The organism is Acaryochloris thomasi RCC1774 (assembly GCF_003231495.1).
GTDB lineage: Bacteria > Cyanobacteriota > Cyanobacteriia > Thermosynechococcales > Thermosynechococcaceae > RCC1774.
On sequence record NZ_PQWO01000023.1, the window covers coordinates 1 to 12,813 of the forward strand.

The 12,813-nt window shown below is 48.8% G+C and carries 7 protein-coding genes; 4 read left to right on the forward strand and 3 right to left on the reverse strand.

The features are described from left to right. Positions 1–566: putative dsRNA-binding protein (locus C1752_RS23205; protein WP_233501842.1), on the forward strand; the 566-nt coding region annotated here is incomplete at its 5' end. Positions 567–624: 58 nt separating this feature from the next. Here C1752_RS23205 and C1752_RS23210 read toward each other — a convergent pair. From C1752_RS23210 to C1752_RS23220, 3 genes are all read right to left on the reverse strand, one after another. Further along, entirely contained in the window at positions 625–5,403 is a 4,779-nt protein-coding gene (locus tag C1752_RS23210) for an AAA family ATPase (RefSeq protein ID WP_110988437.1), read from the reverse strand. A 106-nt stretch (positions 5,404–5,509) separates the two neighbouring features. Then, entirely contained in the window at positions 5,510–6,157 is a 648-nt protein-coding gene (locus C1752_RS23215) for a hypothetical protein (protein ID WP_110988438.1), read from the reverse strand. Further along, the gene (locus C1752_RS23220) at positions 6,157–6,645 is read right to left on the reverse strand and encodes a hypothetical protein (protein ID WP_110988439.1); all 489 of its coding nucleotides are present in this window, start codon (positions 6,643–6,645) and stop codon (positions 6,157–6,159) included. The genes C1752_RS23215 and C1752_RS23220 overlap by 1 nt, the downstream gene beginning before the upstream one ends. An 833-nt stretch (positions 6,646–7,478) precedes the next feature. Here C1752_RS23220 and C1752_RS23225 point away from each other — a divergent pair. The 3 genes from C1752_RS23225 to C1752_RS23235 are packed head-to-tail and all read left to right on the forward strand — an operon-like array spanning position 7,479 to position 12,792. Then, positions 7,479–9,221, forward strand: coding sequence for an efflux RND transporter periplasmic adaptor subunit (locus tag C1752_RS23225; protein WP_110988440.1), 1,743 nt, complete (start codon positions 7,479–7,481; stop codon positions 9,219–9,221). A 60-nt stretch (positions 9,222–9,281) separates the two neighbouring features. After that, positions 9,282–12,431 carry an efflux RND transporter permease subunit gene (locus C1752_RS23230; RefSeq protein ID WP_110988441.1) on the forward strand — a complete coding sequence of 1,050 codons (3,150 nt, stop codon included), beginning with the start codon at positions 9,282–9,284 and terminating at the stop codon, positions 12,429–12,431. A gap of 34 nt (positions 12,432–12,465) precedes the next feature. Continuing rightward, positions 12,466–12,792 (forward strand): putative PII-like signaling protein, encoded by a 327-nt coding sequence (locus tag C1752_RS23235; RefSeq protein WP_110988442.1) that lies wholly within the window; start codon positions 12,466–12,468, stop codon positions 12,790–12,792. Positions 12,793–12,813 lie beyond the last annotated feature (21 nt).

The following is a 12,813-nucleotide window of genomic DNA, read 5'->3' on the forward strand; positions in this document are numbered from 1 at the left end:
AGGTGCGGGATGCGGCCAGCGTGTTGTCTATCGCTGTTATTCAAGAGGATTCTTGGGATGCTCTGAAATGTACAGAGTTATCGCAGGATAGCAGCTTTTTTGCCTGGGCTGAAGTATACATCGATGGAGAAAGGCTGACGACGGTGGGGCCGGGTTGCGATCGTCGGAAGCTGGCGGCAAAGCATCGGGCTTGTTGGCTTTGGCTCTGTGGCTTTGTCCGAGGTGAGCTGGTGGGTGTCGAGGCGCGGGAGGTACCGGAGAAGTCGGTAGCCATTGAGGGTGAGACTGCTGTGGTGCCGAAGGTGGATGTGAGATCGCAAAAGCTGCAGGTGATTCTAGAGAAGCCCCTGGTGGATGGGCAAAACCATGTCGGGACTTTGCTTGAGATTTGTCAGTTGATGGGGTGGCCGTCGCCGTCGTTTGTTTTCGAGGAGCGATCAGGTGGGTTCTACTGCCGGTGTACTGCTGAGTACTTCGGGGAGGTTGTTGTGGGGGATGCGATCGCACAGCGGAAGAAGTTGGCGAAGCAGCGAGCGGCGTTGGATATTTTGAAAACATTGATTTAGATGAGGATCCACAGCAGTTCGCTAGAAGAATGATTCATGCATTCACCACATTTTTCTCTTAGACCACCTTTTTGGAACGACTACGCAATCGCCGTCTGGGAGCAGAATATGAGCTGGAACGATTAGGTTTTCTATCCAGTGTTTCCAAGGCTGCTTGAGTCTCCCGAAGATTTAGCTCAAGTAAGTGCTCGAATAATTGCAAGCCAATCTCACGGTACTGAGGCTGACGATGTAGTTGAATCACAATTGTGGTCAAGCTTTCTGCGACGAGTATTGAAGGTCTAGTAGGGTTGGTCAGTTCTTCCCCAATTCCTAAGAGGCTCTGACAAACCTCAACAACTATTTCAGGATGGGAGTTGACTAAATCCTCTTCCTCAATAATTTCAACCAAAACATTGGCAGCTTCAATAAGGATGCTCTGATTCTTGCACACTGCTTCAAGAATCTGTAACATCCCATCACACAATTGGAATATATCTCGGCTAAGGTGGAAAACACTGGCTATTGCATTCTGAACGGAAGAGTTTGCAGAACTGGCAAGGTTCGTGAGAATTTCTGCAGCCATCGCTCGACAACGTGGTTGCCCCCATAGATGACTTGCTGCATGAGCAAGTCCACAAAGAACGGCCTCGTCACCCAAAGATCGAAGATGATTGCGGATGCGGCCCAACGACCATTCATCCTGGTATTGAAAATATTGAAGTACCAGTAACTCACCATAGGCTTGGTGAGAAAATTCAGAACTATTGGTTTGAAGCATCTCTAACCATCCATGGACAGTTTCCTTTGGCTCAAACAATCCTATTGTTCGAGATATCGGAAAAAGTGCCGAGAAAAAGTTAAGAGTCTCCGGGCAGTTTCGAATCACCAAATCGAAGAGTTCTGTGGCCTCAGAACGATCTTCATTTAACAGAATTGGCATATGCCTCAATACTTCTACCCATATTGCAGGATGATGCTCTACACCCACCTGAGATCTGATGAATTTAGCCCAACAGAGTAGATTTGGTGGATCCTGTTTGATAAAACCTTGAGCAATTGCCCTAACGATAATACATCGTCCTCCAGATAAAGCATCGTGACCGCCAAACCCAAAAAGAATAGGTGTTTTACGGTTTGAATAACTCTCTGCCTTACTACGGTGATGTCCAAGTTCGGGTCTAGTTTGCTTAGGCAACCAATCTAGTAGTAGAGCTTGAATCGAGTCAGGTAGTCCTTTGTTACGACCTGCTATATTGCTTAATGCACGAGCTGCGTTTTCGCAAAGAGACTCTGATCTAAATCCCCTAATACTTATGGCCTCAACAATTTGAACTAGCTGTTCTGCGGGATAGTCAATCTCTGAGAGGCTAATCAATGAAGCTGCAACATAGCTTTCATGACGTTGTGGATGCAGTTGAGGCAGAAGCCGCAGGAAGCGTTCGGGATCATTTTTTATAAGATTGCCAAAAGCTTGTGATTGCTGATTTGCTCCACCAGATCTTGAGTTACTTAGATGCCTATTACGCATCGAGCGTTCCCCTCTGGTTCCGTCATGTAACTCATCAAATAGCCTCAGCAGATGCTGGTCACTGGCATGCTTCATTTCCTCACTGGTGACTCTTGGGCCAATCAATGGGTCTTCGCACATAAATGGAGTTCGATCTTCTTCTATCACCCAAGGAAAAGCACGAATCTCTTCATCTATCAGTCTTTTCCCTGTCAAACTTAAGCAATCATCTGGAAAAGCGAGTAAAAGTTGGAGACGGTGTTGACGATTATATTTCAGGAAGCCAAGCCGCTTACCGGCACTGAATGTATCGATAGGGCTGCAATAATTAAATTTACGAATAGCATTTTCAATCTTTTCTCTATCCTCAGGGTCTAAATGAGGACAGACAGAAGAAATGAGACGCTTGGTCTCAAAGTGACACCCTTCAATACCATCTCCAAGACATAAGCGTCTTTTATCGCCAAGGAGATAGGCTAATATCGTCTGTGGAACTTGTTCTGCTATTTTCTCTAAACCACGCGCAAATAGTCTATGTACCAATAACAGATCAGATTCCTGATTGTCCTCAAGAAATTTAAAAAACTGCTCTCTATTATTAACGGCTAAATCAGTTATGGCAACCAGGATTGCCTCAACAACTTCTCCATGATAATGATCTAAGCCCATGGAATGATCATTGCGATAGCTGGTATCACTACCACTATTCTCTATGGAAATTTTCTCGATAACATCAATGACCCATGGCCAAATAGTATACAGAAACGCTTCGGAATTAACCTGAGCAAATTTTTCAATTTCATATAGGTCACCCTTGCTCTCAAGCAACCGTCTTACATTTTCCACAAATGAATAATTATATTCCTCAACCTCGCTCGTCTCGAACGGTGGTTCTGGAACCTGTATCTGACTAGTCTCAATTGCCTTGGCTAAAAGGAAGTCCAGGTGGGCAAGAATGACCCTCGGAGCATCATGGGGAAGAGCTTCATCAATTTTTTCAGCAATCCCTGAAACTTCATGCCACTCAATTTTGGAACGGCGAATAATTTGCTCTGCGAATCTAACTCTTTGAGGTGTCCAATGATCGATATTCCATAGCACTCGAATGCTTAAGAAGTCATAGGTCTGATTATGTAACCAATAACTTTCTAAAAGCTGCCATACTTCCTCAGGTGCAAAACTAGCTGCCACGTACAGAAGTGGCCGACAGTATACCGCCTGCTCAGCGGTTTTCGCTAACCACTGTGTAAACTCTGGGCTACTGCGTAAGTGGTTAAACCAGCCTTGACTACCTACCGTCACCTTCAGAACTTTAATCCCTTCTGCTTCTGAGTTGAGGAGAGGGATAAGTAATCTCGCCTCGACTGAATCAGGATTAGTCTGCGCTCCCATAAATTCCAACAGAAGACTACGTATATGAGTTCTGATCCGATATTGTTCAGCCTGCATCAGGCTAGTTAACTGTTTTTTATACTGTAGAGAATCTGTACCTCGCAGATAACTGAGACCTCTGAGCAGAATAGGGCGAACGAAGAGACCACTCTGACGTTCTAGAACGATATCTATGAGTGATTTTGTACCACGCGCAAAAGAACGTGCTAGCGCATGATCATAGTAGGTCTGATGACGGAAGCCAATATTTCCGTTCTCAGAATTGGTCGTGAGTACCCCTGCCTGTTCTAATGTTTGCCTAATTTTCGGTGAAGTATCGGAGATCGCGCTAGGTACCCATAGCACCTCCTCTTCAGTCATGCGTTCAGCCAGCTTTTCTAAAAAAGTTACACATTGCTCAGCTTCAGTTTGGTTTGTTACTCTTTTCGCCCATAGATGGTCTAGCAGTTTCTGAGAGGAGGAAAACACATCTCCAGGTTGAGCAACTTCAAGAAAAATATTTAAGTGGAGCGGATTCTGAAGTACTTCTCTTAACGGCTCCCCCATATTGTCAGGTAAATGTCCTCCTTCCTTGAGAATTGCAGCAACATCATCCCACGCAGGAAGGTTCAAAAATAATTGATCAATATAGCTAAGACGGTGCAGTTGAGAACTATAGCTGAATTCAAACTCCCGACAGGTTGCAACAATATGAACGTTCTCGCTACCAGACAATCTTTGGATCAAGGACAATAGGAGATTCAATCGCTGAGACTTGAGATCAAGAAGTTCAGATATTGCATCTAACTGATCAACTAGCAATACAACCGGCTCTTTCCCAGAAATTGCTAGCATTGCATCAATGGGGTGCAAATCAAGGTGCAAATCAAGCTGTAAGTCCTCAATCGTTTGGATAGCTCCGTTGAGTTCATCAGCTTTGATTGCCAGAACAACATATCCTTGCGCGCACAATTCTTTCCCAAAGGTTGCCATTAATGCAGATTTACCCACACCAGGAGCACCTAAAACAATTGTTGTAGAAGTCGTACTACTCTTAATACGTCCCAACAAGTTAACTAGTTCAGGACGAGAAATATGCCTTTGATTATTTAGGGTCTGACGAACCGAGAGTAGTCCTTTAGAAGCTAACAACAGATTCTGCTTAATCTGACCGTACTGATCAGCACTTATTTCGGAAGATACACCTGTATCTATTGCTTCTCCAATAGCCTGTAGAGCTTCCCGAGTTCGTTCATCTCCTGCACTAAATTTCTGTATTAGTTTTTTAATGTCCTCCATCGACTGTCCATATTGTTGCATTTCTATCTGAAAATTAGATATCGAAGCTAGAATAAAACTAGCAAATGCCTTACCATCTTTTGTAAAGTCCTCAGCTAATACGGTTCTAAAGGCCAGCGGGAAAAATTGCTGTACTTCGTCAGCTAGAGACTGCATATCATTCTGAGTCAAATGATATAGTTGCCGAGAGAATAGTCCCATTCCTTCTGTTGGCGATGTCCTCCCTTCAAGTCCCTTTAAGATTAAGCACCACTCTGATTGAGATAGGAATATCTCATTGTCAGCATTCAGACGAATGACTTTATTCCTGCCTGCCACTATGCAATTTTGTGGTGCTAAGACTTCTAGCCACTGATGTGATGCAATCTTTGACATTGCAACAAGCTTTGCTTTGATTGGACTAAATTCTCTTTGTTTAGAGATGGATGTCAGTGTTGCTGCTAGGGCTTTACCAATGCACTTTATCAACGCATTCGTTTCTAGAGCATCATGCCGCGATAATCGTTCCGAAATATCACTCCAGACATGCTCCCAATTGCTAGCGACTAAGCTCCCTGCAACCCCGGAAACAGCAGCCCCTGCCACTCCTGCAGGTAAGCATGATGCTGTAACCAATAATCCGCTGTATACAACCAAATTCACAAAACTAGAGCGGTCAATGTTTTCAGCTAAAGGCATTAGGATATTTCTCTAAGTTTTGTCTATTGTGTATTCTAGTAAATTGATCTTCAGGTTTTAGTTCAGTACATCAAGAACTAAGATTCTTACCTAAACTTCAGCGATCTCAACGTGCAACACCCACCACAATCCGCCCTCCATAGAAGCGATCTCCCTGCGACTCCAGCACAAAGCCCCCGAGCAGCAGTCCCAACCACAGCCTCCCATAGGAAAGTTTCAGCACTTTCTTAAGCTTCTGTAGACTCACTTTTCCTCCCGAGTTGACAAGCTGCTGTGAGATCGCATCCACCCACGCCTTCACATCCTCTTCCTCCACCACAGAAAGCACCTCCTCAGCCTCCTGCAGATCCAGCTCTTGCAGCAGCACCTCCTTTTCCACGATCGCAACCACAGACTCCACTTCATCTTTGGGAAACGTCCGCCGCGTCACGGGTTCAGGTTCAGCGATCAAATCATCCAGCTCAAACGACATCGATTGCCGCACCAGCCCCTCTAGCGCATCGAAGTCTAGAACTGGCCCCTCTTCACTATGAGCCTGCCGCCAGTCCCCCAGCAACACATCCGCCCGCCGACTGAAGACATCTGCAATCTGAAGAAACGCCTCACCCGCTGTCGCCAACTGCTGACGTTCCGGTATCTCAGTCAGCATCAGATCTAACCCCAGACACAATTGCTCCACATCCGTCTGCTCGGGATAGTCCTCAGCGATCGCAAGCTGCTGCCACAGATCTAGCTCTAACTGAACGACACTCATCAGTTTGCCTCTGGATGCAGCGGACAAGGACGGATCGGGCACTGGCTCGGATTCAACTCCACCTGAGATTCAAACCGCTCCAACAGGCATTCTTCGAGCTGCCCGGAAAAGCTATCGAGGATATCCCGCGAATACTGCTTTGCTTGAGAACCCGTCCACCCCAGACAATGCACAGGTTCAACTTTTGCCACTTGCTTCCCGCCCACCCATAGCTCTGCCGCGATCGCATGGAGGGGCGCATCCTTCCGCTCTCGATAGAGATGCAAAATAGCGGCAGGGGTCTGAGGGACAGCAACCGTTACTTCTGGGATAATCTTGCCGGTTACGATCGCATACTGCTGTTTCTTCTGCTTGTTGTAGCGATCGCGGTTGCGGTAACCGTGGCGACGGACGTGGCAAGGTTGACCGACCCAACAGTCTTTCTCTTTCGCCTCCGTCACGGGCAGCTTGGCACAGCGCCTGCATTTTTCAGAGATCGCCCGAGCCATTCAAACGCACTCCAGCCGTAGAATCCAAAATCTGGACTCATCCTACCACAGCTTATTCGTCATAGTTTAGTCATAGCTAAGATATTAGCCACATATTTTATATTTGAATATTCCTCTATATCGGAACCCCCGCGAGGAAAGCAGATGGCGATCGCAAATAAGCGAGTTCCCCCAGTAACTACCGTGTACAAACAAGTCAGATCGAACATCGTTCTGATCCCCAAATCCATTGCCATACATAGGTTTTAGTAATTCCAAGGCCATTCTCAAGGAGGACTCGTTATTGAGAATTCCAAATTATTCTGCAAGGGTTTCAGGGAACCAACATTTGCTCTAAAAGGGGTAAATGAATTTCATATCGACTTGTGTGTACACGGTAGCCTTCAGCAGCTATGGCACCTCAATGAAGTCATAGGCTTGTGTTCCAGAGTAGGTTGTCTACTCTGGAACATGAGGATGTAGTGGTGATAAACCATTCCCTTAATTTTTTGTCACGCAAGAGAATTCTCTACTCATTGACCAAGTGGCTGAGAGCCTACTTGGCAACTAATCCTTATCAAATTGGCAGAACTTCTCGAAATTTAAGATAGTTTCACTTTCGTTTTATTTTTCTATGAAACCCTATAAACAAAGGGCTTCTCTGCATGGAACGGATTGTCAATGGTCGCAATACCATCCAGGAGAACCAGGGCTGTGGAGTCTTTCGCTGTCTGGTTAAGACAAGCTTCAAACGAGGTTTGTATGCATATTTTGAAGTCTCACTGTCCCCATCCGAAGTAATTCTCTAATTGCAAGTTGACAGAGTTTATCTTCAGCTCTAAGGCAAATTATCTATGTGTCTTGTTTCCCGTAAACCACTTGCAACCGCAGTTGCCTCAGGCATACTCATCGGTTGCCTTACGACTCTAGGAGTCGCGCCTTCCCTTGCAGGGGCAGGCCACAATCACGGAAATGAGTTTGAAACGGGTGGCAATACGGGCGGGCCTAAGAGCGTTGAGGTGAACGCTGACATTTCCAAGCGCATTGGCATCAAGATTGAGCCTGCTGGACAGCAGCGGATTGGTGTCGGCATTAAAGCCACAGGACAAATTGAAACCCAGCCGAATCGTCAGGCTAATGTGACGATTCCGACTCCAGGCACCGTCGTTGAACTTTTAGTGAAACCTGGAGATCGCGTCAAAAAGGGCCAGCCTGTAGCAGTGATATCTAGCCTAGAGCTACTGCAATTACGAGTTGAATCCCTCGACAGACGCACAGATGCAGAAGTCACCCTGAGAGAAGCACAGGCAAACTTGCGGCTTGCCCAGGAAAACTTAACCCGTGAGCGTCAAATTGCTGCCACTGAAATCGCTCAGGCACAAACGCAACTGGCCGAAGCCCAGGAACGCTACGACGGAGATGCCCGTTTGGTGTCTGAAGGGGCATTACCCCGTCGTCAGATGCTGACCTCCAAGACCCAACTTGCCGAAGCGAAAGCAGCGTTGAACAAAAACGAGAGTCGTCAAGCAGTTCTTAGAGCCGAAGCAGAACTAAAACGAACTTCAGCAGCAGTCGCAGGGGCCAATCAGCGTGTAGGGCTAAGTGGAACCACATATCAGACGCGGCTGAGACAACTACGAACGCCCTCCAATCAACAAGGTTTAGTGGTGGTTCAGGCTCCCATTGCAGGCACGATCGCCAAGCGGGAGGTCACTCTAGGGGCGTCCTTTGAAGATGCGGGGGGGCAACTGATGACCATTGTGAACGATGCTGAAGTCTGGGCAGCGGCCAACGTTTATGAGAAAGATCTTGATCAGTTAAGCCGAGGTCAACCCATCAGAATGCAGGTGTCTAGCCTGCCGGGAGAAATCTTCAATGGGCAGATTGTTCAAATTGATCCCGTGGTTGCAGGCGAAACTCGGGTGGTCCCTGTTCGAGCCAGCGTCAGCAATCCCCGCAACAAACTCAAGCCAGGGATGTTTGCGGAGCTGGAGATTATGACAGGGCGTACTTCTACCGCGACGACCGCCATTCCTTCGGGGGGACTGGTGGAAGTCAATAACCAGTCCTTCGTTTATGTGGAAAATGGCAAAGGTCGGTTTGAGCCAGTAAAAGTTGAGCTGGGCGAAACCTTTGGCGGCTGGGTTGCAATCAAGCGGGGCCTTTTTGATGGCGATCGCATCGTCACGCAAGGGGCCATGATGCTCTATGCTCAATCGCTGCAGGGTGGGAGTCAAGCCTCAGAAGATGACGGACATGATCACTCTGAAGACGATGGACATGATCACGGCAGTGAAGCAGCCGCGACTCCCTCAGGTTTTTCGCTGCTGAGTACGGGCAACGTTCCCTGGTGGATCGTGGTGCCCACTGGGGGAGCGATCGCGGCTGGGGCCTATCTAGCAGGACGCCGGGGTCGCTCCGGTTCGGGTGAGCCGGATCCAGACTTGACTCAGACGGCTGAGGAGAACGGCCAGATGCTAAGGGACGGTGTGCCTGAGACTGACTTTGTTCTTAATGGAGAAGCCTCCTCTGATGCAGCAGAACCGTCATCCGTTGCTGATGAAGCGGCAAGCAAGCAACACCAGGAGTCAGCCTAGTGTCAGAAGCTCTCCTTTGGTCTGAGTATTGGTCGGCAGTGAAGCGTTTCTAGATCCCTTATGTTAAATGCCGTCCTGAAATGGTCTATTGCCCAGCGCTGGTTGATTGTGATCGGCGCAATTATCGTGACGGTTTGGGGACTGTTGACCGTTTCCAAGATGCCGTTGGATGTGTTCCCTAACTTTGCGCCCCCACAGGTGGATGTGCAAACAGAGGCACCTGGGCTAGCCCCGGAAGAAGTGGAGTCTTTAGTGACCTTTCCCATCGAGAGCGCCGTCAATGGAACGCCGGGGGTCGATATTGTCCGGTCCTCGTCCGGTGTCGGGATTTCGGTGGTTCAGATCACATTTAACTGGGGAACGGATGTTTACCTGGCTCGGCAACTGGTCTCAGAACGGCTGCAGCAAGTGACCAGTCAGCTCCCTAATGGAGTTGAGATCCCTCAAATTTCGCCGCTGTCTTCCCCTATCGGTACAGTTTTAACCTATGCCTTCACGATTGCGGATGGAGGCAAAACCACACTCATGGATGTTCGCAACCTCGTTGATCTTGAGATTACCAATCAACTGTTGGCTGTTCCCGGTGTAACCCAGGTGCTCTCCTACGGGGGCGAAACCCGCCAGTATCAGGTTTTAGTCGATCCAGCCAAATTGAGAGCCTATGATATCACCTTGGCAGAAGTGACGCAGGCCGTCGAAGAGGCCAATACCAACGCAGGGGGGGGCTTTTTGATTACCCCCGACCGAGAGTATTTAATTCGCGGCCTCGGTCGCATCCAATCGGTGGAGGCACTGCAGGAATCTGTGGTAACTGCCCGTGATGGGGTGCCAGTCCTGCTGGGTAATGTGGCTGATATTCAAATTGGGGCGGCCCTGAAGCGAGGAGATGCCAGCGCCAATGGCAAAGCAGCCATTGTGATGATGGTGAATAAGCAGCCGCTTTCGGATACGCCCACAGTCACCCGAGCAGTGGAAGCCCAGATGGAGACCATTAAGGCGGGGTTGCCGGAAGATGTGGAGGTGACGGCCACGTTTCGCCAGTCTGATTTTATTGATGCTTCGATTCAGAACGTCACCAGCTCCCTGCGGGACGGCATCATCATTGTGGCGATTGTGCTGCTGTTGTTTTTGATGAACTGGCGCACAGCAGTAATGGCTTTGAGCGCTATCCCTCTGTCTCTACTGATTGGTCTGAGCATCCTGAATCTATTTGGTCTGGGAATCAACACCATGACGTTAGGGGGACTGGCTGTGGCGATCGGTTCTGTTGTTGATGATGCCATTGTCGATATGGAAAATTCCTATCGACGTATCCGGGAAAATCAACTGGCAGGCACCCCCATTCCCCCATTGCAGGTGGTGTATAACGCCTCCAGAGAAGTGCGGGTGAGTGTTTTATTCTCGACCATTATCATCGCGGTTATTTTCGCACCCATCTTTACCTTGACTGGGATTGAAGGCAAAATCTTTGCCCCGATGGGCTTTGCCTATCTCCTTTCAATTTTCTCGTCCACCTTTGTAGCCCTGACGCTCTCTCCCGCGCTCTCTGCCCTGCTGCTCTCGAATCACAAACTACCAGCGGTGGAAACCTGGCTTGCCCGAACCGCAAAGCGTCTGTATCAACCGCTGTTACAGTTCTCCCTTAGCCGAGCCAAAGTCGTTCTGATGATTGCGGTGGCACTATTTGTCGCTTCGATGCTAGTGTTGCCCACGCTAGGTCGCGTATTTCTACCGGAGTTTCAGGAGCGTTCTTTGGTGAATACGATGACACTCTATCCCGGCAGCTCTCTAGAACTCACCAGTCGGGCCGGACTCGCCATTCAAGATTTGCTCAGAGACGATCCTCTGTTTGATTCAGTGCAGCTTAGGGCGGGTCGGGTGTCGGGGGATGCTGATGCCGCCAGCGTTTCATTTGGTCATGTTGATGTGGAAATTAGTGAAGCTGGGATGAAAGACCGAGAGGCCACTATTGAGACGTTACGTGAGACGTTTGCTCAAATTCCAGGAGTTGTTCCAGGGATTGGCGGCTTCATTTCTCACCGCATTGATGAAATTCTGTCCGGGGTGAGAAGCGCGATCGCCATCAAGATTTTCGGACCAGACTTAGACGAGCTGCGCTCCCTTGGTACCCAGATACAGACTGCCATCAGCGAAGTGCCGGGACTGGTTGATTTACAGCTCGAACCCCAAGTGGACATCAAACAGCTTCAGATTGAATTCGACCGTCAAGCCGCTGCCCGCTATGGCTTAACGGTGGGCCAACTTGCAGAAACGGTCGAAACAGCCTTCAATGGACGCGCTGTATCACAAGTGCTAGAAGGGCAGCAGCTCTTCGATCTATTGGTCTGGTTGCAGGAATCAGATCGCAGCAACCTCGATACAATTCGCAACCTGTTGGTTGATACCCCCAGCGGGACGAAAATACCGCTGGCACAGGTAGCCGATATCAGCTTTGGCACTGGCCCCAACACAATTAACCGTGAAAATGTGCTGCGCCGCTTCATCGTGTCAACCAACGTTGCCAATCGAGACTTAGGCAGTGCCGTCGAAGAAATTAAAGCTACCGTAGCCCAAGAGGTGGAGCTGCCAGAGGGATACTTCATTCAGTACGGCGGTCAGTTTGAGTCAGAGCAGCGAGCGTCCCAAAACCTGATCACCTTTGGATTTCTGGCGCTGGTGGTGGTGGCCGTGATGATGTATTTTGCCGTCAAGTCTGTCCCCGCCACGGTGATGATTATGCTTAACCTACCCCTGGCCCTATCGGGTGGTATCTTTTCCGTCGCCTTGGGCGGGGGCATTCTCTCCGTAGCGTCAATGGTGGGCTTTATCACTCTGTTTGGTGTGGCGACCCGCAATGGCTTGCTATTGGTGGACAACTATAACAATAAATTTGCCGAGGGCAAGTCGATCCAAGCAGGCGTGATGGAGGGATCGACAGAACGCCTGGAAGCGATCTTGATGACGGCCTTAACCTCAGCGCTCGGAATGCTGCCCCTTGTCATTGGGGCTGGGGCAGGCAAGGAAATTCTGCAACCGCTAGCGGTTGTGGTGTTGGGGGGCCTGTTCACCTCCACCGCCCTGACTCTGGTACTCTTGCCCGCGCTATATGCTCAGTTCGGTCGATTCTTGCGCCCTAAGGCTGATCCAGCAACCAGACAACCCGAACATGAAGCCGACGTACAGAAGCATGATTTGACCCTGAAGCAATGAATATCAGACAGTTTATTCCCTAACAAGAGACCCAATGCCGAGCACGACCACCTGGAAACAGCTAACCATTCACACCAGTGAGTCCAGCCACTGGAAGCACCAACCCCTCTACCAAGAAATACTGGGGATGGCTCGTCAGCAAGAGTTGATGGGGGTAACGGTCATGCAGGCTATTGCAGGGTATGGCAAGCATGGTGTATTCCGCACTCTCAATGTGCTGGACGCAGCCTCTGAGTCCTCTGATTTACCGCTTGTCATTACTGTCATTGATCGAGAGGATATCATTTCTCATTTCTATACCTCGCTGCAGCCTTTGCTCAAAAATACATTTGTCACCTGTCAAACGATTGAAGTTTGGTAGATGTCGTCTACCGTTTTTACT

Bases quoted from the DNA above. Each gene is read 5' to 3' on its own strand.
- C1752_RS23210 (WP_110988437.1), bottom strand. From the start codon at position 5,403: ATGCCTTTAGCTGAAAACATTGACCGCTCTAGTTTTGTGAATTTGGTT.
- C1752_RS23215 (WP_110988438.1), bottom strand. From the start codon at position 6,157: ATGAGTGTCGTTCAGTTAGAGCTAGATCTGTGGCAGCAGCTTGCGATC.
- C1752_RS23220 (WP_110988439.1), bottom strand. From the start codon at position 6,645: ATGGCTCGGGCGATCTCTGAAAAATGCAGGCGCTGTGCCAAGCTGCCC.
- C1752_RS23225 (WP_110988440.1), top strand. From the start codon at position 7,479: ATGTGTCTTGTTTCCCGTAAACCACTTGCAACCGCAGTTGCCTCAGGC.
- C1752_RS23230 (WP_110988441.1), top strand. From the start codon at position 9,282: ATGTTAAATGCCGTCCTGAAATGGTCTATTGCCCAGCGCTGGTTGATT.
- C1752_RS23235 (WP_110988442.1), top strand. From the start codon at position 12,466: ATGCCGAGCACGACCACCTGGAAACAGCTAACCATTCACACCAGTGAG.